The 25615-nt window shown below is 32.7% G+C and carries 23 protein-coding genes; 18 read left to right on the top strand and 5 right to left on the bottom strand.

What is annotated here, in order from left to right; genetic code table 11:
• Positions 1–57: 57 nt before the first annotated feature.
• Positions 58–2763, top strand: a complete 2706-nt coding sequence (locus tag H526_RS0105030) for a TonB-dependent receptor (protein ID WP_245591185.1) — start codon at positions 58–60, stop codon at positions 2761–2763.
• Entirely contained in the window at positions 2760–4598 is a 1839-nt protein-coding gene (locus H526_RS30625) for a YfiR/HmsC family protein (protein WP_051335989.1), read from the top strand. Before H526_RS0105030 ends, H526_RS30625 begins: the two co-directional genes overlap by 4 nt.
• A gap of 65 nt (positions 4599–4663) precedes the next feature.
• Here the strand turns inward: H526_RS30625 and H526_RS0105020 are convergent, their stop codons facing one another.
• Positions 4664–4885, bottom strand: a complete 222-nt coding sequence (locus H526_RS0105020) for a hypothetical protein (RefSeq protein ID WP_027391981.1) — start codon at positions 4883–4885, stop codon at positions 4664–4666.
• Positions 4886–5297: 412 nt separating this feature from the next.
• On the opposite strand from H526_RS0105020, the gene H526_RS0105015 reads away from it, so the two are divergent.
• Complete coding sequence (locus H526_RS0105015; RefSeq protein ID WP_027391980.1) at positions 5298–5816, top strand: DinB family protein; 519 nt, start codon at positions 5298–5300, stop codon at positions 5814–5816.
• 3 nt (positions 5817–5819) lie between these two features.
• Here the strand turns inward: H526_RS0105015 and H526_RS0105010 are convergent, their stop codons facing one another.
• Positions 5820–6401 carry a uracil-DNA glycosylase family protein gene (locus tag H526_RS0105010; RefSeq protein ID WP_027391979.1) on the bottom strand — a complete coding sequence of 194 codons (582 nt, stop codon included), beginning with the start codon at positions 6399–6401 and terminating at the stop codon, positions 5820–5822.
• Between the two features lie 538 nt (positions 6402–6939).
• Here H526_RS0105010 and H526_RS0105005 point away from each other — a divergent pair.
• From H526_RS0105005 to H526_RS0104935, 14 genes are all read left to right on the top strand, one after another.
• The gene (locus tag H526_RS0105005; protein ID WP_027391978.1) at positions 6940–8580 is read left to right on the top strand and encodes a TldD/PmbA family protein; all 1641 of its coding nucleotides are present in this window, start codon (positions 6940–6942) and stop codon (positions 8578–8580) included.
• Positions 8581–8611: 31 nt separating this feature from the next.
• Positions 8612–9928: a TldD/PmbA family protein gene (locus H526_RS0105000; RefSeq protein WP_027391977.1), complete on the top strand. Its 1317-nt coding sequence runs from the start codon at positions 8612–8614 to the stop codon at positions 9926–9928.
• A 198-nt stretch (positions 9929–10126) separates the two neighbouring features.
• Entirely contained in the window at positions 10127–10747 is a 621-nt protein-coding gene (locus tag H526_RS0104995) for a DUF4159 domain-containing protein (RefSeq protein ID WP_027391976.1), read from the top strand.
• 14 nt (positions 10748–10761) lie between these two features.
• Complete coding sequence (locus H526_RS0104990; protein ID WP_027391975.1) at positions 10762–11757, top strand: AAA family ATPase; 996 nt, start codon at positions 10762–10764, stop codon at positions 11755–11757.
• A gap of 19 nt (positions 11758–11776) precedes the next feature.
• The gene (locus H526_RS0104985) at positions 11777–12673 is read left to right on the top strand and encodes a DUF58 domain-containing protein (protein WP_027391974.1); all 897 of its coding nucleotides are present in this window, start codon (positions 11777–11779) and stop codon (positions 12671–12673) included.
• Between the two features lies 1 nt (position 12674).
• A complete protein-coding gene (locus H526_RS0104980) occupies positions 12675–13973 on the top strand; it encodes a BatA domain-containing protein (protein ID WP_027391973.1) in 1299 nt (432 codons plus the stop codon).
• Positions 13973–16198 carry a tryptophan-rich sensory protein gene (locus tag H526_RS0104975; protein WP_342667681.1) on the top strand — a complete coding sequence of 742 codons (2226 nt, stop codon included), beginning with the start codon at positions 13973–13975 and terminating at the stop codon, positions 16196–16198. The genes H526_RS0104980 and H526_RS0104975 overlap by 1 nt, the downstream gene beginning before the upstream one ends.
• Entirely contained in the window at positions 16191–17951 is a 1761-nt protein-coding gene (locus tag H526_RS0104970; RefSeq protein WP_027391971.1) for a hypothetical protein, read from the top strand. The genes H526_RS0104975 and H526_RS0104970 overlap by 8 nt, the downstream gene beginning before the upstream one ends.
• A gap of 211 nt (positions 17952–18162) precedes the next feature.
• Complete coding sequence (locus H526_RS0104965) at positions 18163–18840, top strand: hypothetical protein (protein ID WP_027391970.1); 678 nt, start codon at positions 18163–18165, stop codon at positions 18838–18840.
• 184 nt (positions 18841–19024) lie between these two features.
• Positions 19025–19675, top strand: a complete 651-nt coding sequence (locus H526_RS0104960) for a hypothetical protein (protein WP_155839625.1) — start codon at positions 19025–19027, stop codon at positions 19673–19675.
• An 89-nt stretch (positions 19676–19764) separates the two neighbouring features.
• Positions 19765–20505, top strand: a complete 741-nt coding sequence (locus H526_RS0104955) for a hypothetical protein (RefSeq protein WP_027391968.1) — start codon at positions 19765–19767, stop codon at positions 20503–20505.
• Positions 20506–20586: 81 nt separating this feature from the next.
• The gene (locus H526_RS0104950) at positions 20587–21237 is read left to right on the top strand and encodes a suppressor of fused domain protein (RefSeq protein ID WP_027391967.1); all 651 of its coding nucleotides are present in this window, start codon (positions 20587–20589) and stop codon (positions 21235–21237) included.
• Positions 21238–21756: 519 nt separating this feature from the next.
• Positions 21757–22398: a DUF998 domain-containing protein gene (locus H526_RS0104940; RefSeq protein ID WP_027391966.1), complete on the top strand. Its 642-nt coding sequence runs from the start codon at positions 21757–21759 to the stop codon at positions 22396–22398.
• 98 nt (positions 22399–22496) lie between these two features.
• Complete coding sequence (locus tag H526_RS0104935) at positions 22497–23078, top strand: Crp/Fnr family transcriptional regulator (protein WP_027391965.1); 582 nt, start codon at positions 22497–22499, stop codon at positions 23076–23078.
• Positions 23079–23095: 17 nt separating this feature from the next.
• Here the strand turns inward: H526_RS0104935 and H526_RS0104930 are convergent, their stop codons facing one another.
• Genes H526_RS0104930 through H526_RS0104920 form a run of 3 tightly spaced genes read right to left on the bottom strand, consistent with a single transcriptional unit; the run spans position 23096 to position 24702 of the window.
• Positions 23096–23563 carry a nuclear transport factor 2-like protein gene (locus H526_RS0104930; RefSeq protein ID WP_027391964.1) on the bottom strand — a complete coding sequence of 156 codons (468 nt, stop codon included), beginning with the start codon at positions 23561–23563 and terminating at the stop codon, positions 23096–23098.
• A gap of 12 nt (positions 23564–23575) precedes the next feature.
• Entirely contained in the window at positions 23576–24028 is a 453-nt protein-coding gene (locus H526_RS28360; protein WP_051335988.1) for an MBOAT family O-acyltransferase, read from the bottom strand.
• Positions 24025–24702 (bottom strand): DUF4386 domain-containing protein, encoded by a 678-nt coding sequence (locus H526_RS0104920; RefSeq protein WP_027391963.1) that lies wholly within the window; start codon positions 24700–24702, stop codon positions 24025–24027. The genes H526_RS28360 and H526_RS0104920 overlap by 4 nt, the downstream gene beginning before the upstream one ends.
• Before the next feature lie 160 nt (positions 24703–24862).
• Between H526_RS0104920 and H526_RS0104915 the strand changes: the two genes are divergently transcribed.
• The gene (locus H526_RS0104915) at positions 24863–25318 is read left to right on the top strand and encodes a DoxX family protein (RefSeq protein ID WP_027391962.1); all 456 of its coding nucleotides are present in this window, start codon (positions 24863–24865) and stop codon (positions 25316–25318) included.
• Positions 25319–25615 lie beyond the last annotated feature (297 nt).

Here is a 25615-nt window from a genome sequence, read left to right as displayed (position 1 = left end):
CACAAACGGTTTAATAGCACAAACGTTTTAGTTGTAAATAAATTTAAAATTACCTTTATGGTTAGATTACAGACTATATCCTGTATCGCCTCAATACTCTTTTTTTGCCAAATAACTTTATCACAATCTAGAGCAACTATCTCCGGGAATGTTTCCGATCAATTTGGTAGTTTACCGGGAGCAAGAGTTAGTATAGAAGGGACTAATCAAAATACTACAACAGATGTAAATGGAAACTATACGTTTGATGTAGAAGAAGGCGAGTATGTTCTTACCGCTGGATTTGTGATGTATAACTCAGTTTCCAAGACTACAATGGTAAAAGTTGGAGAAACTGCCCAGTTGGATTTTGTACTAGAAACAGGGTTTTCTATAGATCAACCCATTTCAGTTGGTTCCAGAGCAAAACCAAGATCTTTACTTAAAACAACGGCGCCTGTGGATATTATTTCTCCTCAGGAGATTACTAATTCCTCACAAATAGAGTTAAGCCATATTTTACATTATTTAGTTCCATCTTTTCACTCTACCAATCAAACCATAGCGGATGGTACGGATCATATTGATCCAGCAACTTTACGTGGTTTAGGACCTGATCAAATCTTAGTATTAGTGAATGGCAAACGTAGGCATAATAGCTCGTTGTTAAATGTAAATGGAACTGTTGGTAGGGGTACAGTGGGGACTGATTTTAATGCGATTCCTATAGCATCTATAGAACGAATAGAAATATTACGTGATGGTGCAACTTCTCAATATGGATCAGATGCAATAGCAGGTGTGATAAATATTATTTTAAAGAAACAAACAGAAGTTATTAATATAGATAATAGGGTTGGTATTACGACAGAAGGAGATGGTTTTACTACGTATTCTTCGGCTAATTTTGGATTAAAAATTGGTAAGGAAGGTTATATTAATGTGACTGCAGAATATAGAGATAGAGAATCAATAAATAGAGCAGGAGATTATACAGGAACGGTTTATACAGATGATTTAGCAGAAGATCAGAGGTTAATCCAAGAAAATAATTTCTTTGATCAAACAGGGTATTCCGGGAATAGGGTTATGGAAATTGGAAGTGCAGAAACACAAAACCTTACGTTGGCATTTAATGGAGAAATCAAGATGTCCGAAAAAGCAACATTTTACTTACAAGGAGGAAGAAATTATAGAGAAGGTATGGCGGCTGGATTTTACCGTTTTCCAAAGGATCAGGATAGAGTAGTGCCAGAGTTATTTCCTAATGGTTTTTCGCCCCAGATATTAACTGATATTCAGGATGATGTCGTTGCAGGTGGAATTAGGGGAGTTAAGAATGGGTGGAATGTAGATTTTAGTCACTCCATCGGTATCAATAGCTTAGATTACACGGTGAATAATTCTAACAACGCTTCATTAGGTGTTGCTTCGCCTAGAACTTTTTATGCGGGTGGGTTCGAGTATCAACAAAACACCACCAATTTGGATATTTCTAAAACCTTTGATTGGTTAAAAGGAGTTAACATAGCATTTGGAGCGGAATTACGAGTGGAAAATTATCAAATCGTAGCAGGTGAGGAGGCATCATATATCAATGGTGAGAGTACATATTTTGATGAGTTTGGAAATGAGCTTCCTAGAGCAGCTGGAGCTCAGGTGTTTCCGGGTTTTCAACCAGAAAATGAATTAAATCGCTTTAGAACAAATAGTTCCGCTTATTTTGATGTAGAGACTAATATCTCAGACAAATTATTGGTGAAAGCCGCAGCAAGATATGAAGCTTATAATGATTTTGGAGGACAAGCTATCTGGAAACTGTCCAGTAGATATAGGATTAATGATAATGTAAGTGTTAGAGCAGGGTTTTCTACAGGTTTCAGAGCACCATCATTGCATCAAGTGTTTTTCCAAAATATTAGTACGCAGTTCGTAAACGGCGAAAGTATTCAAGTAGGAACGTTTAATAATGAAAGTGCAGTAGCTACAGAAGCATTTCAGATTGACAAGTTAAAGCCCGAATTGTCAAAACATTTTAGCGCTGGAATTAGTGGGAAATTAAATGATAATTTTACTTATACCTTTGATTATTACTTAATTAACATTGATGATAGAATAGTGCTTTCCGGGAGATTTGCTGAAGGGTATGAAACAATTCTCGAACCTTTTGGAGTAGGTGCGGCCCAATTTTTCACTAATGCTATTGATTCTAAAACATCAGGAGGAGATGTTGCAATACATTATAAAACGGACCTGGGAATTGGTAAACTGGGAGCCTCTTTAGGTGGTAATATTACAAGTACTAAAGTAAAAGGAAATATAAAAGTATCTCCTTCTTTAGTAGGACAAGAAGACGTGTTGTTTAATAGAGAAGAGATTGCTAGGGTAGAATCTGCACAGCCTAATTATAAGATAAATTCTTTGTTGTCATATGAGTTTGGTAAGTTTAGGCTGCAAATGGTCAATACGTTGTTTGGAGAAGTAAAGTTTGTACATCCGGATGATGGGGATCAATCGAATTGGGTGCTAAATAATTATACCGGAAATATAGAATCTCGTGATCAAATATTTTCTCCAAAATTAACAACCGACCTAGCGGTTTCTTACCAGATTAACGATTATGTGAAATGTACACTAGGAGGGAACAACATTTTTAATGTCTATCCAGATAGACATAAACATTCAGCAAATACTAGTAACGGCAATTTTGTTTACAGTAGAAGAGTACAACAATTCGGAGTTAATGGTGCTAATTATTATCTTCGGTTATTGTTAAAGTTATGAATAATAATTTGTGTAGTTTTTTATGTATTCAATTGAATAGGCAATATGTTTTAATTGCATTCTTAGCCTGGTTTTCCGCATTTGGGGCTAACAACCTTATTGCTCAGGAGACAGCTAATGAAGAAGTGAAAAGAGTACAACGTGCTATATTCGTATACAATTTTGCGCAACAAGTAGGCTGGCCAGAAATAGATAAGATAGATACTTTTAAAATAGGGGTTTTGGGGCCAGATAGAACAATTATCGACCTAAAATCAATGGCTCAAAAAAGAAAGATTTTTGGAAAGCCGGTAGAAATTGTTCGTTTTCAATTTGTGAAAAGTATTAAAGATGTTCAGTTGTTATATGTTCATAATAAGTATAATTATGATATAAATTATATTCTTGGCAAAATTTCAGAAAAAAATATATTACTAGTTACAGAAGATTACTTTTATAATTCTTCTATGGTCAACATGGTTAATGTTGGGGATTCTTTTGAATACGAGATTAATGTAAGTCGAATTAAAAATGAAGGTTTTGTAATAGCTCCCTCATTAGAACAATACGCAATTACCTCTTCTCAAAAATGGAAAGGTTTATTTAAAACGGCAGAAGAATCTTTAGAAAAAGCTTTAGATGAGAATGAGGAGCAGAAGGTTGCTATTAGGGATAATGAAGAACAAATAAAGCAACAAGAAGAAAAAATATCAAATCAAGCAAGGGCTATTGATACAATCCAAGGGAGTATTGTAGATAGAAATAATTGGATTGAAAAGCTATCAAGTGAAAGTAAAATACAAGAAAAGAAATACGAAGAAAAACTCCTAATAGAAAAAGAGTTAGAGAAAAACATTCAGGATCAGGTTGCATTTATTAAAAATCAGGAAAAAAAGATAGAAACAAGTATTCAAGAGATTAAAAAACAACAAGAATATTTAGAACAACAGAATGAAGAAATTAAGGAAAAGGAAAAGATTTTAGAAGAACAACGTTCGGAGCTAGATAATCAAAAAAAGATTAATTGGTACTTAATTGCGTTGATCGCTCTAATTCTAATTGGAGGTTTTTTTATCTATAGAAGTTATCTTAATAAAAAAAGATTGAATGCTTCCTTAGAGGAGAAGAATAAAGAAATACACGAGCAATCATTAGTGCTAGAATCAAAAAATAAAGAACTAGAACAATTTGCGTATATCGCTAGTCACGATTTGCAAGAACCTTTAAATACAATTTCCAGTTTTATAGGTTTAATATCAGAGGATTATGGAGATGTTTTTGATGACATAGGAAAGGAAAGTTTGAATTTTATAAAGGATGCTAGTATTCGGATGAAGAAACTGATTGATTCTTTATTAGAATATTCTAGATTAGGAAGAACTAGAGAGTTTACAAAAGTGGATATGAATACAGTTTTAGACGAACTAAAAGGCGATTTTACTAATATTTTAGAAAGGACTAATGCTAAAATCTATTCGAAAAAGTTGCCTGTTGTTAAAGGAAATCCTTTAGAGCTAAGATTGTTGTTGCAAAATTTGGTTAGTAATGGGATTAAATTTACAGAAGAAGGTATCATCCCCGAAATTCATATAGAGGCAATTAAAAAAAGAAGAAAAGACGAACCTTCCAAAAAATATTGGCAGTTCTCGGTAAAGGATAATGGAATAGGTATTCCTAAAATTCACCAAGATAGGATTTTTGCAATTTTCCAAAGACTCCATTCTAGAGAAAAATATCAAGGTACTGGAATAGGATTAGCGCACTGCAAGAAAATTGTAGAATCTCACAACGGCGCAATTTGGTTAGAATCAACGGAAGGAAAGGGAACTACTTTTTACTTTACAATTCCCGAATAGCAATACATAAATAGTACCTCATAAGTAGCTGTAATCTATAATTACTTATGAGGTATGTAGTTTTTCTAAACTTCAGGTCTACCCTTAAGTCTTTTTTCTATTTTTTGTTTTTTAGCAGTAATGATCTTCATCATTTCCATGATTTCCGGATCTTTATTTTGTTTGTAGATTTCATTAAGACTCAAAACGAGATCTTTTGCTTCTCTTGATGCTTCAACTCGATCACTAGTGGACATATTGCTCATACTTCTGCCCTCAAACTCACGTGCTTTCTCCATTAATTCCATAACTCAGTATTTATTGTAATAATAAAAATGTTTTAGACTACTTTATAAAAAATAAACTATTTAGTCTTTAATTTAACACTTTTGGGGTAAATATATAAAAAAAATCGACATTTATTGTCTCTTATATATAACGGAAATAAATGAAATGATAAATGATCATTATACTCAGTTTTAATAAATAGATGTTTTTTTAGCAAATGTTGTATTTACTTCAAATATTTAACGAATTAAATACATTGTTTTTTAGGTTTTTATCTGTTTTTTGATTTCGGTGATTTGTTATTTTTTTTAATAAAGCGATAAACATTTTATTAAAAATAAAGATTACTGGAATCTTCAGTTTATAAAAACTGGACTACTATTCTTTTAATATGATTTGATATCATTGTATGTATATTATAAATCAAGAAAAATGAATAGTACAGATTTGGAGCCCAAAGAATATGATGAATATTATGGTAGATATATTAAAAAGTTGTCTCCACAAGTTAGTATAATAAAAGGTTTCGAAATAGGAAAAGATGATGTGATTATTTTTTTTGAGTCTATTCCTCCGGAAAAACAAGAATATAGACATGATATTAATAAATGGAGTATCAAAGAAGTTTTACAACATTTAATAGATACCGAACGCATATTTATGTATAGGTGTTTTCGTATTGCCAGAAATGATCTAACTCCTTTAGCAGGTTATGATCAAAATATTTATATAGATCCTTCAGGAGCAAATCAAAAATCTATGAGCGAATTGATTGGTGAATTCAAAATAGTAAGACAAAATTCTATTTCATTCCTAAATAGTATTAGTAATGATCAGTTGATGTATATCGGTAATGCTAATGGTGGTGATATGTCAGCTAGAGCTGCAGCTTTTACCATAATTGGTCATGAGATTTGGCATATGGATATTATAAAAGAAAGATATTTATAAAATTTAATTTCGTTTGGTAATTATAGATTTAATACTGTTCTGTAATTCAGGAATTACCTCTTTTTTAAACCATTCATTTTTTGCTTGCCATATATTATTTCTTGGCGATGGATGTGGTAGCACAAAATAATTAGGTAGGTATTCTTTATAATTTTTCACAGATTCTGTAAGTGTTCTTTTAAGTTTATTTCCTAAGTAATATTGTTGTGCATAGGTACCAATTAATAGTATAAGTTCTACATCCTTCATATTGCTTAGTAATTTTTGATGCCATAATGGAGCACATTCCTTAGTAGGAGGTAGGTCACCAGATTTTCCTTTTCCAGGGTAACAAAAACCCATTGGAATTAAAGCTGTGATTTCAGAATTATAAAAAGTGCCATTATCAATTCCCATCCACGCTCTTAAATTTTGTCCACTTTTATCATCCCAAGGAATTCCGGATTTATGAACAACACTTCCTGGAGCTTGTCCTATAATTACAATTTTACTTCGTGTATTAGCAGAAATAATAGGTCTCGGACCTAATTCTAATTTTTGGGCGCATACGTCACATTTTGAAATTGAAGATAAAAGAGTATCCATATAGTGTTGGAAATTTAGAAGGTTAAATTACAAAATATTCTAACAGTTCATGTTAATAATAAGCTTATTATAAAGACAATACATTCATCTCCGTTTTTAGAACGTATTGCCCTAACTTGTGGTTTGTATTATTCAGCTTGATCTATTTAGTCGTGTTTTTGTGTATTTAATAAGGAAGAGCTTAAAAGTTTAACAAAAGTTTAAGTATGTGTGTTTTTAATGATTTTTTCGTTGTTTTTGGTGTGTTTCTTTGAGAATTATTTAATTATTAAAACAAAGTTAATTAATTGTTTGTCAGTTGTTTATGGTTGATTGATTGAAAGAGCTACTTTGCGGAATCCTACGTTGTGGATTTAATCGTAGTCCTCTTTCAGAGTATGGAAGTTTAATATTATTTTTCTACTTTTAAAGCTAACGGAAGTTAGTCTTGTAACAAAACTTTAGTAATCTCTTCTAGTAATTGATTAGTTAAAGTATTTTTTACAGGAAAAAGTTCATCAGACTTATTTTAATATTCACTCAATCAAAAAAGAGGTTTATGAAACGTAGAGATTTTATTCAATACACAGGATTAGGAGCAGGCGCTTTAATGATGCCTTCATTACTTCTGGGAAATGATATTCCCGCAGAAGCATTGCTTAATCCGGGAATGGATATTGCCATTCAGAAAAAGATGGCGGATGTTGCACTCAATACTGCAAAATCATTGGGAGCAACATATGCCGATGCCAGAATAGGTAGGTATTTAAACCAATATGTATTTACTCGAGAAGATAAAGTACAAAACGTAGTTAATACAGAATCATTTGGTATCGGAATTCGAGTAATTGTTAATGGTACTTGGGGATTTGCATCTACCAATAGTGTTACCGAAGACGGAATTAAGAAAGCTACAGATCAAGCAGTAGCAATAGCAAAAGCAAATTCTAAATTTCAAAAAGAAGAAGTAAAACTGGCTCCAGTAAAATCACATGGAGAAGTATCTTGGAAAACTCCTATAAAAAAGGATTTTAAAGATGTACCAGTTTCCGAAAAAGTAGACTTACTATTATCGGCAAATGCAGCAGCATTAGAGAACGGAGCTAATTATGTTAATTCTGGACTCTTTATGGTAAATGAACAGAAATATTTTGCATCTACAGATGGATCATATATTGATCAAGATGTACATCGTATCTGGCCAACATTTACAGTTACCGCAATTGATAAAGGTACTGGTAAATTTAAATCACGCCAAGCAATGAGTGCTCCAATGGGTATGGGGTATGAGTATATGGACGGATTAGCTTCAGAAAAATTAAAAGGCCCTGAAGGTCTCAAACTATATCGTGGAAGTTATGATATCATAGAAGATGCAACATTGGCAGCTAAGCAAGCGAAGCAAAGGTTAACTGCTAAATCTGTTGAAGCTGGTAAATACGATTTAGTACTAGAACCTAATCATTTAGGGTTAACAATTCACGAATCTGTTGGACATCCATTAGAGTTGGATAGAGTTTTAGGATATGAAGCCAATTATGCAGGAACAAGTTTTGCTACCTTAGATAAATGGAAGACTAAAAACTTTAAATACGGTAGTGATATTGTAAACTTAGTAGCAGATAAAACCCAAGTAGGATCCTTAGGAGCTGTAGGCTATGATGATGAAGGAGTAAAAACTAAGAAATGGGATTTAGTTCGTAACGGTGTATTAACCAATTACCAGGCAATACGTGATCAGGTTCATATGATAGACCAAAAAGAATCTCATGGATGTTGTTATTCTCAGAGTTGGAATGATGTACAATTCCAGCGTATGCCTAATGTTTCTTTAGAACCAGGAAAAGAGAAGTATTCTATAGACGATATGATCAAAGATGTAGAAAAAGGAATCTACATAGCAGGTAGAGGTTCTTATTCTATAGATCAGCAACGATATAATTTCCAATTTGGTGGAACTGTATTTTTTGAAATCAAAAACGGAAAAATTGTAGGTATGCTAGATGATGTAGCGTATCAATCTAATACACAGGAGTTCTGGAATTCTTGTGCTAAGATATGTGACAAAGATGATTACCGAATGTTCGGATCATTCTTTGATGGTAAAGGACAGCCTTCACAAGTAAGTGCTGTATCTCACGGAAGTTCTACTACACGTTTTAATGGTGTGAATGTGATCAACACAGGTAGAAAAATTTAAATCACAGTCTTATTTACAAATAAAAAATATCATGGCAATATATTCCAAAGAAGAAGCAAAACAGATTATGGAAAAGGCATTGAGCTTTTCTACTGCAGATGCTTGTGAAGTAAATTTAAGCGGAAGCGAAAGCGGTAATATCCGTTATGCTAGAAATACAGTGTCTACAGCAGGACACAGATCGAATCAAACCTTGGTTGTACAATCTAATTTTGGAAAAAAATCGGGTACAGCTACGATTGATGAATTTGATGATGAATCATTAAAAAAAGTGGTAAAAAGAGCCGAAGAACTGGCAAAACTCTCTCCAGAGAATCCAGAATTTATGTCCCCACTGGGACCACAGACATACGATAAATCGATTACATATAAAGAAGCCACAGCAAAGGTATCACCAGAATATCGTGCAGAAGTTGCTAATAGCAGTATCGAACCAGCTGCTGCTAAGGATGTTACTGCAGCGGGGTTTTTTAACGACTCCGCAGGTTTTAGCGCAATGATGAACTCTAGTGGTTTGTTTGCATACAACCAATTTACAGATGCTAGTTTTACAGTAACTATGCGTAGTAATGATGGTACTGGATCTGGTTGGGTGACTAGAGATTACAATGATATTTCTAAGTTTGATGCAGTAGAAGCCTCAAACGTAGCGATCAATAAAGCAGTAATGTCTAAGGAAGCAAAGGCAATAGAACCAGGAAAATATACGGTTATTTTAGAGCCAGCAGCTTCAGTTGGTCTTTTAGGTAATATGGCGTTTGCATTTAATGCACGTACGGCAGATGAAGGACGTAGTTTTATGTCTAAAGAAGGAGGAGGAACCAAAATGGGGGAAAAGATCGTAGATGAGCGAGTGAATATATGGTCAGACCCTTTAAATCCAGAAGTGCCTACAGGAACTTGGAACGGTTCAGGACAACCACTTAAAAAGACAAGTTGGATAGAAAATGGAGTAGTGAAAAACCTAGCATACAGTCGTTATTGGGCAGAGAAAAAAGGAGTAGATCCTGTTCCTTTCCCTAATGGATTTATTATGCAAGGCGGTGATGCTTCATTAGAAGATCTTATCAAAGGAACTAAGAAAGGTATTTTAGTTACGCGATTATGGTATATCAGAACTGTAGACCCGCAAACATTATTATACACAGGACTAACCAGAGATGGAACTTTCTATATAGAAAACGGAAAGATTAAATATCCAGTTAAGAATTTCAGATTTAATGAGAGCCCAATCATTATGCTAAATAACCTAGAAACTCTAGGAAAGCAGGTTAGGATTGACGGAAATCTGGTGCCTTATATGAAGATACGAGACTTTACCTTTACCAGTCTTTCTGATGCAGTATAATCTTATAGTACTGTCTTAACTAAAAATTAGAAACTATCAGATAGAGCGTAGTTAAAATGTATAGTGTAAATCACATATTTTTTAATTGCGCTCTAATGGTAGTAATTGGTTTAAGAGAATCCTAATTAACTTTAATTTTAGATCATTTAGTATTTAATAATCTATATTGTTTCCTTAGTATACCTAGTTAATTTCATATTGAGCAATAAATTTTTCTTTACACGATTACAATACGAATCAGGAGATTGGGATGTAGACCAAAGGATGCCTTCTAATCTGTTAAATTCTCTTGTGGAGTATACCACCTTAAAAGTAGACACTCAAGAAAAAATCATCTCGTTAAGTAGTGATGAAATTTTCAAAAGTCCATTTTGTTATATTTCTGGTCATAAGTTAGTACAGTTCACTAAAAAGGAAAGAGAAAACTTTAAGAAGTATGTAAACAACGGTGGTTTTGTTTTTGCAGATGATTGTAATCACGATATTGATGGGTTATTTTCTAAGTCTTTTGTTAGGCAGATGGCGGATATTTTCGGTCCACAAGCGTTAAAAAAGATACCTAATAATCACGAAATTTATAAGGTGTTTTTTGAGTTTGAAGATGGACCTCCAACTACATCTCAGGAATTAAATGGATGGGGAGATGATATTGTACATGATTATTTAAAAGCAATAGTTATTAACGGAAGGATAGGAGTTTTATTCAGTAACAAGGATTATGGTTGCGAATGGGATTATGATTTTAGAAATAAACGGTGGTATAAAATAGACAATACCCGATTTGGGGTTAATATCGTGATGTATGCATTAACATCATAAAAGATAGTATTCATATGGATAAAGAGTTAGTAGATATAGAACAAGAAGTACATATTCTTACCGAAAAACTTCAGAAATTAAGGAAGGAAATAGGGAAGGTTATTACAGGCCAAGAAGAAACTATAGAACAACTATTAATTACCTTTCTTGCAGGTGGTCATGCACTATTAGAAGGAGTTCCTGGTTTAGCCAAAACCTTAATGATTAGAACTTTGGCTCAAGCCATTGATTTAAACTTTAAGAGGATACAGTTTACGCCCGATTTAATGCCGTCTGATATTATTGGTACAGAGATACTAGAAGAAGATTATAGCACAGGAAAGAAGTTTTTTAAATTTAATAAAGGACCTATTTTTTCTAATATCATATTGGCGGATGAGATCAATCGTACACCACCAAAAACACAAGCGGCTTTGTTAGAAGCAATGCAAGAGTTTGAAGTAACCTATTCTGGAAAAACATATGAATTAGACAAACCATTTTTTATTCTTGCTACGCAAAATCCAATAGAACAATCAGGAACATTTGCATTACCAGAGGCACAACAAGATCGTTTTTTATTGTACATAAAAATAGGGTATCCTACGGAGTCAGATGAAACAACAATTTTAAAAAATACGACAGGTTCGAAAAAAGAAACCTTGAATAAAGTAATTTCGGGGGACGATATTATTAGGTTACAACATTTGGTTAGAGAAGTCCCTATAAGCGATGATCTGATCTCTTTTGTCAGTAAAGTTATAAGAGCTACCAGACCAGAAACAACAACGAATTCTTATGTGAAGGAATGGGTCAATTGGGGAGCAGGACCACGTGCTGGTCAAGCAATGATATTAACGGCTAAGGCTAGAGCATTAGCAAAAGGAAGATTATCAGTGACTTTAGATGATCTTAAACACGTAGCCATACCTGTTTTAAGACATAGAGTTATTGTCAATTTTAGAGCAGAGTCAGAGGGTATTACATCTGATAATGTTACACATCATCTATTAGATGATATAAAAGTATGAGCTTAGAAAAAAGAAGTAAGTGAGACAAAACTATCATCAATTATTAAAACCAGAACTGATAAAAAGTGTTTCTGGCTTATCGCTTATAGCGAGGGTGATTGTTGATGGGTATTTGTCGGGACTAAATAATAGTCGTAATGTAGGTTCGGGAATGGAGTTTACGCAATTTCGTAATTATGAACCAGGAGATGATCTAAGATTGCTGGATTGGAAAATGCTGGCCAGATCAGGGCGATATTATATCAAACAATCGGAGGTAGAAACCAATATTTCTATAAAATTTATTTTGGATGCTAGTAACTCTATGTTACACAAAGAGCAGGAACTTTCTAAAATGGATTATGCCAGAGTATTAGTAGCTTCATTAGGATATATGTCTCAAAAACAAGGCGATGCTATTGGATTGTTTGGATTAAACGAAGATCGTTTATATGATTTATATCCTAAAATCCAGAAACAGCATTACAATCGCTTTTTATTAGAACTGGCCAATATAGAGAATAAAGGCAAGTGGCCTGCGAATCCAAATGCATCAAAAAGCTTACATGACCGCAATCATAAAGAACTCATTTTTTTTATAACAGATTTATACGAGCATGATGAAGAGTTAACTTCTTTTATAAAAGGATTAAAAACCCCTAGAAACGAGGTGGTGGTATTACATCTTATGGGAAATAATGAATTAGAGTTTTCTTATAAAGGAACTGTAACATTCGAGGATTTAGAGACAGGAGCAAAGCTAAAAATAGATACGAAGACCGCTAAAAAAGAATACTTAAAGGCTTTAGAGGCCATGATCAGTACTACAAAAGATACTTTATTGATGAACGATATTAGTTATCATATGTTTAAATTAAATGATCATATCGGAGAGGCGTTACAAGTGTTCCTTAAAAAACGAAATAATCTAATCTGATATGTCTTTCTTATATCCTACATATTTATGGGCATTATTAGGACTCTTGGTACCTTTGGCCATACACCTTTGGAGTAAAAAAGAAGGAAAAACAATAAAAGTAGGTAGTACTAAATTATTAAGCGAATCAGACTCTAAACAATCCAGAAGCATCCAATTGAATGAATTATTACTACTAATTCTTAGAATGGTATTAACAGCAATGTTAGTTTTCCTAATTGCTGGATTTCAAATTAAGAAAAGAGCGAATTCGACTCCAATAACATATATCATAGAACCTACGTTGGTACAAGATCAGAGGATACAAACCATTGTAGATACTCTAGAGAGTGGAGCATCGCTGCGACTCTTACAGACTGGTTTCCCTGAGTTGGATAAAGATGAGTTTGATTTTAAAAATGACGAAACACCTAACTATTGGCAATTAGCAAAAGATATGGAAACATTGCGTTCCGATAGTATTGTTGTTTTTACAAGCGCAAAGATAACCGGGTTAAAAGGAGCTCGACCAACGATTTCTAAAAATAGTACTTGGATCGCATTGGATAGTAACGAACCTGTAGAAAGAGTCCTCAGCGTAACTAAAACAAAAGATACAGTAGAAATACTCTCAATTACAAGTGATCAAAATGTAGCATCTTTTAGTAAAAAAAGAGTAGCGAAGAATAGCAATACACTCGGGTATACTATAACAAATGATAGTTTACTCTTTTCGGCTAAAGGAAAAGAGCAAACGGTAGCACTTACAGCGGAACGAACAGCGAAGGTGATGTTGGTGTATACAGATAGTCTAAAAACTCAAAAAAAATATATTGAAGCATCGCTAAATGCAATATCAAAATATCTAAAGAGAACTATAGATATCGAAATACGAACAGCAACAGAAGACATAGCGTATTTAGAATATGATTTGGTAGTTTGGTTATCTACAGCGATTGCTCCTAATACGACAACAAAATTATTGGTATATCGTCCAGATACATTTGCTAATACTATTATTGAAGCAGGGACTTCGAGTACCATTTTTTACCTTACAGAACCGTTGAATAGAGAGAATAGTATTGATAAACACCTGTCAGAACAACTTTTGCAATTGTTTGATTTTTATAAAGAAGAAAAATTAGATATCGGTAACTATGATATGCGAAGTATTGATATATCAGAATTAGAACCCATAACTTCTGTGAGTGCAGGAGATAAAAAACAATATGAATTGTTAGATATTTCTAAATGGTTATGGTTATTAGTAGCAATTGGATTGATAGCAGAACGAAGTATCGCAAAATATAGAAAACAATAGTGAGATCAGGATATAATATATTAGTTGGATTTAGACAGCGATGGCAACTGATGCTTTGGTTAGAAGTGGTCTTATATGCCGTAGGTCCTGCAATTCTTGTATATGTTGTCTCTTCTAGTGTTTTATGGACTGTGATTGCGCTACTTGTGGTAGCAAGTATTGCTGCAATGATCATAAAACCATGGAAAAAGAGTTTAGAAAATATAGCCAGTTATATCGATCTACATTTAGAAGATACCGAATATAGTACGAGTCTGCTATTAGCATCAGAAGAACATTTATCTGGTTTAGCCAGAATACAGCAACACAGAATCCAGGATGTATTGATCACAAAGCTAAAAACCATCAAACCTCCGCATCATTTGATTAGAGGAATTGTATTGGTAAGTGTATGTGTGTTGATCGGTTTTGTGTTATACAAATTTGATCTATTTGGAGCAATACAAAAATCTCAGCAGCCCAAAACTATTCCAGAAACCATTGTTTTTACAGCCACGGATTCTACTGAGATTTCAGTAGCACCGCCAAAAATTCTAAAGCAAGAGCTATTTATTACATATCCACGATATACACAGCTTCCTGCTACCAAAACAACCGCAATGGATATCAAAGCGGTAGAAGGATCTAGGATATCTTGGCAGATACAATTTGATAAAGAGATTAAAGAAGTGACTATAGAAAGTGCAGACAATAGGTATGCTATGGAACAGATCGATGGAGTATATACGGGGAACACTGTGCTTAGCACTTCTGGATTTTATAATTTTAAGTTTACAGATCACCAAAACAACTCGTATGTGTCAGATTTGTATGCTATCGAAGTGACAAAAGATAAGAGTCCTACTGTGGCCATTAAAGGAATAAAACAATTTACTTCTTTTGATTATGAGCAATCTAAAAAAGTATCCTTTATCACAGAAATTAAAGATGATTATGGGATTGAAGATGCCTATATTATTGCTACAGTGAGCAAAGGTTCTGGTGAATCGGTAAAATTTAGAGAAGAGAAACTCAATTTTAGCAACGTAACTACAGGAAATAAAAATCTAAACCTCTCTAAAAGGATTGACCTAGATCAGATGAATATGGAACCAGGTGATGAGCTGTATTTTTATGTAGAAGCTTTGGATCGTAAAAGACCTAAAGCCAATATTTCCAGAAGCGAAACCTTTTTTGCAGTAATTAAGGATACCATTTCCGATACTTTTGCGGTAGAAGGAACGATGGGAGTAGACCTGATGCCAGATTATTTTAGAAGCCAACGACAATTGATTATAGATACCGAAAAACTTCTTAAGGACAAATCTAAAATGACTACCCAAGAGTATAAATCCAGAAGTAACGAGTTAGGTTTTGATCAGAAAGTATTGCGCCTTAAGTATGCGGAATTTATGGGAGATGAATCAGAGTCAGAAGGTATGACAGAAGGTGATGAACATGATGATGAGCACGAGCACGAAGAAGAACACGGTCATGAAGAAGGACACGAGGAAGAAGATCCATTAGCAAAATACACCCATAAACACGATAGTCATAATGAACATAATCTGGTAGAGGAAAAAGAAAAAAAAGAAGACCCTCTAGAAGAATATTTACATAATCATGATGATCCAGAAGAGTCTACACTCTTTACACAATCACTAAAGAGCAAGTTACGCCAAGCACTGAATGAAATGTGGGATGCAGAACTGTATTTACGATTATACACACCAGAAAAATCACTGCCTTATCAGTACAGAGCGCTAAAACTAATCCAGGATATTAAAAATAGCGCTCGTATTTATGTACATCGCATTGGTTTCGATCCTCCACCCATCAAAGAAGATAAACGATTGACGGGCGAAACTGATAAGGTAGCTGGGTATAGAAAAACAGAAGAACTAGAACAAGAAGATCTGTATCCCGCAATACGTGAATCGATCACTAGATTAGAAGCACTCATCTCAGAAAAAACGGGGATTACGGAGGATGATAAAAAACTTTTTGGCAAAGCCGGAAATGAGCTAGCCATAAAAGCGATAGAAGATCCAGGAAAATACCTAGAAACATTACAACAACTAAAATGGATTTCTGAAGATGTAACAGTCCCAGAAGAAGCATTGATTGCATTGCAAAAAGGACTATTTATGGCACTACCAGCAGTATCACCAAATCCTGTAAAAACAGCACAGCAATCGAGCGAAATAAATGATTTATTAGTAAAAGAGTTAGAAATTCATGATTGAGAATATTACTTTTTTACATAGTAATTGGATGTGGCAGATTGGGTGTGGTGCGCTGGTACTATGGTTAGTTTTTGTTTGGAAAGAATTACCTCTCTGGGGAAAACCAAAGTTTTGGATCAGAATAACGGTTGCACTTCTTGCCGTGATATCTATAACGATCATCGCGCTAAAACCTGCTCGATCGATACTGCCTAAAAACACCAAAGTAGCACTACTAACTTCAGGATATGAGCGATCACAGTTAGACAGTTTAAAAAAAATATATAAACGATTACAGACGGTTGATTATATAGAGAATCAGCCCATTTTTGGGAAAGCAACAACTTCGGATACTGTTTTTGTATTGGGATATGGTGTAGCGTCTTTTGATTTTTGGCAGCTAGCGAATAATCAGGTACAGTATGTGTCTGGAGATATCCCCACAGGAATAATTAGATATAGGTATGATCAAGAAAAAGTAGTAGGAACACAGTTTGAGCTAGAGGGAGTCTATAACGATCCAATAGAAGGAAATATATTGGTGCTGGAAGGACCTGGAGGAAATGGTCTGGATTCTATTACCTTGGCGGCAGATGCAGAACAATCTTTTAATTTACGTACAAAACTAAAAGCGAGTGGGCGATACATTTTTTCGATTACAGAGAAAGATACTATAGGAAACATACTATCTAGAGATCCAATCCCAATGATCGTAAAAGATCGAAAAAAGTTAAAGGTATTGATTGTTAATGACTTTCCTACGTTTGAGACCAAGTATCTAAAAAATTACCTCTCCGAAATGGGTCACGAGGTATTGGTAAAGAGTAAAATTACCAAAGGAAAGTATAAGTTCGAGTATTTTAATAGAGACCGAACACCGATGGGTGTTTTTACTGAGAAAAACCTGAGTCCCTTTGATCTGGTGATCTTAGATGCTAATACCATCAAGAATCTTGGAAGAAATGCGACCACAGCGTTAGAGAATGTAATAAGACAACAAGGATTAGGCGTGTTTATCCAGCCCGATGAAACCTCCTTTAGATCCAGAAAAGGATTTGCAGGATTTGATTATGTATCATCAAAACGTACAGAAACGAAGCTACCTATTGCACCAAAAACCAAGATAACAACTTATCCCTTTGTTTTTAATAATCAAACAGAGATCCTAGCCGTACATCGCGATACAGATAAGAAGATCATTTCTGGATATAAATATATAGGAAAAGGAAAAGTAGGCACTACGGTATTGGAGGGTACCTACGAACTGATTTTGGACGGCAATACCCAAGAGTATCAACAACTATGGGCTGGGATACTGACAGCCATTGCTAAAAAAGAAATTGCTGAGGTAGATTGGGATACCAACCAATTATTAGCGATAAAAGATCACCCCTATATTACTACGCTTAGAACCAAAGTAGCTACACCAGAAGTAATAATAGCAGATGGATATCGCATAGCGATGCAGCAAGACATACACTTACCTAATCGTTGGCAGGGAACCACCTATCCTAAAAAGCTAGGTTGGCACCAAATCTCGATTGCACAAGACAGCACTACGGTGTTGGAGTATTATGTAACGGATACGACCGCTTGGTTATCGCAATTGGTATATGATAGGATGCAACAAAACAGTCGTTTCTTTGATCGGTCCATACCTACAGCCAAGGCACCAAGGGCTCCTTTAGCGCCCATAAATCCAATAGGGTTATATATCTTATTTTTATGCTGTATGGGATATCTATGGCTAGTGCCCAAAATAGAAACTACCTGATTAGATTCTTATTTCTCGGTTTGATAAAAGCTGATTTCTTTATATAAGAAAGCTTTTTTTTATGCGTTCTAAGGGAATTTTTAAGTTGTTTTTGGAATTTAAAGCAAAAATTGACTATCGAATTAAACAGTTATCGATAAACATAAAAAAGATATATAGTTACCTTTTGTGACTATATTTGCATGTTGTAAGCAATTTAAACCTACCTGAAATGTTTTTCCCATCAGATACAAAATACAAAGAGACAAAACTTATAAAACAAGGAAAAAGTAGAATTGATGAGGAATTTAAGCTTCTTTCAAAATGGATTTCTGAGAATTATAATGTTACCGTTCTTAATATTCAAGAGGATCTTAATGAAGATAATAATATATTAAAAATTGATATACATGTAGAAACCATTAAAGAGGAACTGAAACTTACAATGAGTGAGGAGTATTATTTCAATGATATTACTACTAATAAACAGAAAGAGATTGCAGAAAAATACATTCAAATCATAAATTCCTCAAATAGCCTGAATATATCTCCAAAAATAAACGATATCTCTATTTTTTGTTTCGCTTTTGAACCACTTGCTAAACAAGAAGCAAGTTTATTAATTCCTGAAAAAAGAATTGAGAATATATATGAAGAATTAGAACTTCCTGAAATTTGGAGAATTTCTCGCTGCTTTGAAAATGTGACCCTATTCGTTTATAAAGACGAACAAAAAAATAAAATCAAAAATTCAGTTAAATTTAAGCTGATTGAGGGCAAATATTTTGACCTACTAAAAGAATACGATGAGTTCAATTATTGGAAAAGAGAAAACGTTAAAATTACAATAGACTCAAAACAGAATTTTGATGATAATTATGAGAGTAGTTGGATCCAATATTATGACTAAAAACTACTTACAACAACATATATGTGATCATAGCGGCTAAGTGATGAATCGAATGGTTGTTGTTTTTTTGGTAAGACGGAATGCTTGCATAAGGTAAAAGTTAGTAACCAATGTGCAGAAAAATCGAAAAATAGGGTAACATTTTGCCTTGTTACGATACATATATTAAATGTTAACAATAATTATGAAAAAAAACCTTTACTTCATTTTAATCATCATATTGATATGTTCTTGTCAATTTACTGTAAAGTCAGGTAAAAACAATTTAGGTATAATGCCTGAGGTTAAAGCTCAATATTTTGAAAACATTTATGTTGTGGATGAGAAAGTTTGTGAGACCAAAGAATTACCGGTTACTAGGTTTGCTGTGGAATATCCAAGTATATTTGAAGTGGAAACACCGAATGATAAACAAAATCATATAATTGTAAAAAAAATTATTGATAATATAGTTACTGAAGAGTTTACTATTGGTAATTCTACCTTAAACCTAAAAAACGAAAATTTGGCCTTAGAACTATTGGAGAATCTTTCAAAAAACTTAAAGCAACAATTCCCTGATTTAGAAATTGTTTCGGTAGGAAAAAAGAATCTTAATGGAGTGATGACCTATCTTTTTGAGGGTAAAGTTGATTATTCTGATTTTATTGATCAAGGTTATAATGGAATATATAAAGTTATGTGTTTACTTCCGATCCCTAAACAAAATCCAGATGTAAATGCTGTACTTATTACATTCATTGCTAACGAGCAATCTGACATAAAGGAATTTTCAGATTTTGCAACTAATGGAATGATCGGACAAGTTTATAAAACTTTTAGATACATTGAATAAATATTGCTAACAATTTGTATAATGTATAAGCATCCCGAGGATGCAAACGCATCATAGAATGGACGTTACACCTAACCTTAATAAACAACATGAAAAAAGGATTATTAATTTTAACGCTACTACTAATAACTTCATTTTCTTTTGCGCAGAAGGATTTTTTAGCAGGAAAATGGAAATATGAAAAAATCCCTGACCATATTGAAATAGATGAACAAGGACTTAAAATGGCTAATGAATTTTTTAAAGACATGACTCTTTCATTCGACCAAAATAATTATACTCAAATTGTAATGGGGAAATCAGAAAGCGGAACATGGTCTTTAATTAGCGAAAGTACTTACGAATTCAGTTCATCAAAGGGTTATAAATATGAAGTTATAATTAAAAAGATTAGTAAAAATCAAATCATATTCAAACAGAAAAATAGAGCATGGCAATTAATAAAATCTGACAAAAAGGCTGCTATTGAGATTCAACAGAATTCACTAGATAAAATAGAAGGCTTAAAAATAGTTGCGAAAAACTTACTTGGAAAATGGTTTTATAATGGACGAATAAAAGATGGAAAAGAGAGTGGGGTAATACTTAAACACAATAAAGATGAGGTCGTTAATTACGAATTCAAAAAAGATGGAATGTTCATAAACAATGCACCACTTGATATAGAACTTATTGGTATTTGGAAAATCGAAAAAGATAAAAAGACTCTTGTCATTGAAAGTGAAAACAAAACTGAATTCATAAAAATTGTAAAACTTGACGGTAAAGAACTTCATCTTTACAATCCTAAAAATGAATCTATTTTGAAATTCAAAAAAAATGAAAACTAGGTGTAACAGTTTGTATAGTTCATATCCTCCCTTTGGGAAGTAAACACAACATGTATAAAACGTTAGTAGTTATAACAAAAAATGACTAAAGAAGAATATAAAAGAAAATTTGAAGAAGATGAAGCTGTTGGGTGGTTAAGTTTGGATAAATTGACAGAAAAACTATACCCAAACCAAGAACCTAAACATTATGGAACAGTTATCAAATATATGCTTGGTGGCGAAGATCCATTAGATGGAGTTAGTATTTATGAAAGTAAAAATCAAAATAACCATTATCATTTTGTGTCTTACGGAATGTCTAACTTGTACTATGATCTGGATAATTGTGAAGAGGAATTTAGTGGATGGGGATTTGAGTTTACATTTAGACTAATCCCATTTAAGGAAGATAACGAAGATCCTAAATGGGTGATTTCCTTAATGCAAAACCTTGCAAAATATGTTTTTAATAGTAAAAAATGGTTTGAAGAATATCATTTTATACCTGCAAATGGACCTATTAGATTAAACACGGAAACTAATATTACTGCAATTGCTTTCGTTGAAGACCCTGAAATGGGAACAATTAAGACACCTAATGGAAATGTTCAGTTTTTACAGATGGTAGGAATTACAACGGAAGAATATGAGCAATTGAAGCAAAACCCTAAGACTGGTGAAACTAAGATTGTTCTAGATAGGTTAAAAAAAGAAAATCCATTATTGATAACTGACCTAAAAAGAAAATAATACAACTGCTAACAATTCGTATAGTTCATTTGCTCCACTCGCTACCGCTAATCTGCAGCTAGTGGCAATACTCATGAGAAAACATAACCAAGAGTCTTAAACCCTATTTGATACATTTTTTATAAATGATATATCTAAATTACGTAGCACACTAGTTATAAACTAACAACAGCTGGGACTACAATTTGAGCCTCTTTAAATGTGAAACTAATCGCAGATTTCAAATAAATTTGGACTCGCTGCATTACGATAGGTATAAACTAATTAAAGTCAAAAACTATCCGTTTTACTTTAATCTTAGAAAATATCCGGATTCGATCTCAAGATTGTTCAGGTGTAATTGAATCAACTGCTAATAAAAACACATAGAACTAATATCAGGCTTCCTACCTAAAAAATTACTAGTTTTATAAAAACAATTAATTTTTCGTGTAGCTAGTACTAAGTACCTGGGCTGGAACTAGTCATATACGAAGACCTTACCTGCAAGTGCATAAAAGAGATCTAAAATAATAGTGAATGAACAATAAAATCACTTTTTTTATAGGAATACTAGGAGTTAGTCTTTTTGTAGTCTCTTCTATTTTAGGTGGATTTCTAATTGAAAATTATAACATATTCAGTCAATATATAAGTGAATCTTATGCAATTGATACTAAATATGGAATTTTTTTTAGAATATTTGGTTATATTCCAAGTGGTATTCTTATTGCTTTATTTTGCTTTCTTGGAGTGAGATATTTTCCACCGTCTAAACTACTCAAAATAGGATTTCGCGGAATCGGAATATTTTATGGGTTAGCTACAGTAGTTGTTGGAATATTTCCTTGTGACAGTGGTTGTAATAAAGAATTAATTGATCCTAGTTCTTCTCAGCTAATTCATAATTTTGTGGGTATACTAACTTATTTATTTGTTCCTGTTTTTATGATTTTAATTGGATTTGAATTAAAAAAAGGGCTCAATAATACGTTTTCTTTACAATCAATTGTATTTGGCGCAATTAGTATGTTGCTTGTATATATATTAGTTTCTAACTCAAAATCTGAATACATCGGACTTTATCAAAGAATGGTAGAGTTGGTGTTTGTTATATGGGTAATCTTTTGTGCTATTGTAATAAAAAATAAAAAACCAATAAGTAACAAGGGCTATAATTAATTCAGGGCTCAGTTCTTGACCAAAATTTTAGAACTTTTAACAAAGACCGCCAAATTTTTAATTTGGCTATAAAACTGAAATAAGATAAAAATAGCATAATGTTTAGTGAAATAGTAGAACTTATTAGAAAAGCAATAGAGATTTCTGATGAAGAAGCTAAAATAGTTGAAGATTGTATTCCAATCAAAACTTTTGAGAAAGGGACAATATTATTAAAAGAAGGTCAAGTCTCAAGAGAATCATATCAAAATTTATCTGGATTAGTTCGTAAATATTATATCATTGATGGTAATGAAGTAACAACTAATTTTTACGAAGAAGGCACATCAATCGCTTCATTTACAAGTCTACATCAACAATCTCCTGCTAAACACTATTTTGAATGTATAGAAGATTGTAAACTAGCTGTTTTAAATAAGGATAAAGAAAAGGAGCTTATAGAAAAAGTGCCAAAGTATGAAGCCTTGTGTAGAACTTCAGTAGAAGAAGATTTAGGAAAACAACAGGATTCTTTGGCTGCTTATTTAATTTCTTCACCCGAACAACGCTATGTAAGTTTACTTAATGATAAACCAAAGCTTTTAAATAGAGTTCCATTATATTATTTAGCAAGTTACATCGGTGTAAAACCAGAATCATTAAGTAGAATTAGAAAAAGGATTATGAAAAATAGATCCTAATAGTTGTTTTTACTTTACTACCAATATTCAAATATTTTAGAGATTTTACCTTTTCTAAATTCAAAAAGTGTCACTTGCGGTTCTCCTTCTTCAATCCTTCCATTGTTTTTTAACATATAGCTTCTTTTAACCATGACAACATTGAGTCCAACAATTTTATTCTTTATTTTAATATCCACGATTTCTCCATTATACGCTCCATTTTTTTGATTTCGAACATAACCGTTGTACAAGTTTTCTCTAGAATAAATACCTCCATATTTTGGATGAACATATGTGAAATCATCAGTAAAAAGCTCAAAAATTAAGTCAATATCTTTTATTGTTGAATTAGCCTGAAATGTCTTAAGGTTTACATCATAGTATTTTTGGACTCCAATTTCTAATGAGTCCTTATGCGTCTTAGTAACATTCTGCGCTATAGTTTGAGTTGTTGTAAAAAGTATGAGTATCGAGATTATTAATATTTTAATAAGTGTTTTCATAATTGATATTGGTTACGTATTAAAAAAATAAATTCCATTTAGTATGCACTTTGCTAGTAAAAAACTGCTGACAATTAATATTGCATTAAAACCATAGTTAACTTCTTTCTTTTGTGTTTTATAATAAATCTTATTCCTTTTAAAAACAGCTGCTAAAACTCCCATAATTATAAACCAAATGGTAAATAGGAAAGATAATTCTGTGTAAATTAAAAGACCAACTAAATCGTGTGCAAATCCTGAAAAACCAAACGTTAAGACTAGAGCTACATACGAATGACATACTCTTTTTAATGGTTTATAAATATATTTATTGAGGTAGTAGTTCCATATTGGATTCCAGTGTACCCAAAACAAATCAAAAGAGTTGGCGCCCAAAGACCTTTTAAACATATTACCTAAAGAATTCGAATGTCCAAGCGGAACACCATTTCGCTTTTTTACATAGTTATTTAAAGATATCATATATTAAAGGTTTTTTGTGAAAAGCCTTTAACCAATAACCAAATCGTAAATGACAACTCACCAATTACACCAGTAAAAACAACAATTGCCTGAAAATAAGATTGATATTCATTATAGCTAACTAAAAATAGTTTTGATAATCCATCAATAAAATAACCTAAAGCGGCTATAATCAATAAAAAACTAATAAATCTATTTATGTAATTAGATTTAAAAGCCAAAAAACCAAGTGATAATAAATGGATTCCAAAAAATAGAAGACCGATAGTCCAAAATTCATCGAATTTTTTGAACAAATCAATTACCCTAGTTTGTAACTCTGAAGAGTTTGTTTTGCCAGAAGTAATAGTATAGATCTTATTTAATTGGACTAGAGCAACTAAAAAAAATGAAGCGTGTAAACCTCTAAATAAGGAAGCTATATATGGTACTATTTTTTGAGTTGGTTCTGTGATTTTAAATAATGACCAGATCAAAAACACATCTAAAATTAGCATTATAAAAAAAGCAATCAACCCATGTCTAAATTGAATGGAATCATTTATAATATTCAAGGTTGTTTGTTCACTATTATCTAAATCTACCAGATTTTCTAGAATTGCAAAGTTTGCGTAGAAACCGGAAATGAAAATTAAGAGGTATGCAATCCCCGAAGCTTTAGTCATTGCTTTCATAGTTTTGTATTTTACATAGTAATACAAATCTATAGCCATCTATAAAGTTATAAATTGACTTTGGTTAAGAAGTGAAATAAATAAGAAACCTATTACTTAACCAAAGTCAATTTTTTTTAGGAATTCCTTGTTGACTTTTGTACTTCAATAATCTTATTATATGAAACCTTTAATTATACTTTTATCAAGTTTTGTAATTTCCTTGTTTGCTATCAAAATTATAAACAAGGAATATGATTTTGCATTATCAGGAAGAATTGCAATGTCGATAATGTTGGTGTTTACAGCAATTGGACATTTTATATTTACTAAAGGAATGTCTATGATGATACCTAAATTTATTCCATATAAAGGGGTATTCGTTCATCTAACAGGTGTATTTGAAATTTTACTTGCAATAAGCCTTCTTATTCCGCGATTGAAATATATATCTGGTTGGACACTAATTATTTTTCTTCTACTAATGTTACCAGCTAATATTTATGCTTCAATAAATAATATAAATTACCAAAAAGGAACATTTGACGGAAGCGGTCTGGCATATTTATGGTTTAGAATTCCTCTACAATTTCTGTTTATAATCTGGATTTTTCTTAGCACTATTCCAATTCATTAAAGAAATTAGCGACCTTCACTCCCGCTAGTTTCTAACTAGTGGCAATATTCGTGATAAGACACACTAAAGAGTCTTAAATCTTGTTTGATACATTTTTGATAAATGATATGCTTAAAGTTGCGTGGTACACTAGTTGTAAACTTAACGTCAGCTTAGAGATATTACGTCAATGATATTCCCGAAACAACGTGGGGAGAGACTACAATTTCATCGCATAAATTCGTAAACAATTTTTGGTTTTTTATAGGCTATCATTTTTGATTTATAAAAATAGACAGATCTTTAAATAACTAATAA

It is taken from the genome of Aquimarina latercula DSM 2041 (assembly GCF_000430645.1).
Taxonomy (GTDB): Bacteria; Bacteroidota; Bacteroidia; order Flavobacteriales; family Flavobacteriaceae; genus Aquimarina; species Aquimarina latercula.
Note: the sequence above shows the minus strand (reverse complement) of the source record. Positions and strands in the feature narration are given on the sequence as shown.

What these genes read in the sequence shown, in the direction of transcription:
- H526_RS0104915 (WP_027391962.1), top strand. Translation starts at nt 24,863, where the DNA reads ATGAAACCTTTAATTATACTTTTATCAAGTTTTGTAATTTCCTTGTTT.
- H526_RS30625 (WP_051335989.1), top strand. Translation starts at nt 2,760, where the DNA reads ATGAATAATAATTTGTGTAGTTTTTTATGTATTCAATTGAATAGGCAA.
- H526_RS0104955 (WP_027391968.1), top strand. Translation starts at nt 19,765, where the DNA reads ATGAAAAAAGGATTATTAATTTTAACGCTACTACTAATAACTTCATTT.
- H526_RS28360 (WP_051335988.1), bottom strand. Translation starts at nt 24,028, where the DNA reads ATGATATCTTTAAATAACTATGTAAAAAAGCGAAATGGTGTTCCGCTT.
- H526_RS0105005 (WP_027391978.1), top strand. Translation starts at nt 6,940, where the DNA reads ATGAAACGTAGAGATTTTATTCAATACACAGGATTAGGAGCAGGCGCT.
- H526_RS0105030 (WP_245591185.1), top strand. Translation starts at nt 58, where the DNA reads ATGGTTAGATTACAGACTATATCCTGTATCGCCTCAATACTCTTTTTT.
- H526_RS0104930 (WP_027391964.1), bottom strand. Translation starts at nt 23,563, where the DNA reads ATGAAAACACTTATTAAAATATTAATAATCTCGATACTCATACTTTTT.
- H526_RS0104990 (WP_027391975.1), top strand. Translation starts at nt 10,762, where the DNA reads ATGGATAAAGAGTTAGTAGATATAGAACAAGAAGTACATATTCTTACC.
- H526_RS0104980 (WP_027391973.1), top strand. Translation starts at nt 12,675, where the DNA reads ATGTCTTTCTTATATCCTACATATTTATGGGCATTATTAGGACTCTTG.
- H526_RS0104935 (WP_027391965.1), top strand. Translation starts at nt 22,497, where the DNA reads ATGTTTAGTGAAATAGTAGAACTTATTAGAAAAGCAATAGAGATTTCT.
- H526_RS0104960 (WP_155839625.1), top strand. Translation starts at nt 19,025, where the DNA reads ATGAAAAAAAACCTTTACTTCATTTTAATCATCATATTGATATGTTCT.
- H526_RS0104965 (WP_027391970.1), top strand. Translation starts at nt 18,163, where the DNA reads ATGTTTTTCCCATCAGATACAAAATACAAAGAGACAAAACTTATAAAA.
- H526_RS0105010 (WP_027391979.1), bottom strand. Translation starts at nt 6,401, where the DNA reads ATGGATACTCTTTTATCTTCAATTTCAAAATGTGACGTATGCGCCCAA.
- H526_RS0104970 (WP_027391971.1), top strand. Translation starts at nt 16,191, where the DNA reads ATGATTGAGAATATTACTTTTTTACATAGTAATTGGATGTGGCAGATT.
- H526_RS0105000 (WP_027391977.1), top strand. Translation starts at nt 8,612, where the DNA reads ATGGCAATATATTCCAAAGAAGAAGCAAAACAGATTATGGAAAAGGCA.
- H526_RS0105020 (WP_027391981.1), bottom strand. Translation starts at nt 4,885, where the DNA reads ATGGAATTAATGGAGAAAGCACGTGAGTTTGAGGGCAGAAGTATGAGC.
- H526_RS0104940 (WP_027391966.1), top strand. Translation starts at nt 21,757, where the DNA reads ATGAACAATAAAATCACTTTTTTTATAGGAATACTAGGAGTTAGTCTT.
- H526_RS0104950 (WP_027391967.1), top strand. Translation starts at nt 20,587, where the DNA reads ATGACTAAAGAAGAATATAAAAGAAAATTTGAAGAAGATGAAGCTGTT.
- H526_RS0105015 (WP_027391980.1), top strand. Translation starts at nt 5,298, where the DNA reads ATGAATAGTACAGATTTGGAGCCCAAAGAATATGATGAATATTATGGT.
- H526_RS0104920 (WP_027391963.1), bottom strand. Translation starts at nt 24,702, where the DNA reads ATGAAAGCAATGACTAAAGCTTCGGGGATTGCATACCTCTTAATTTTC.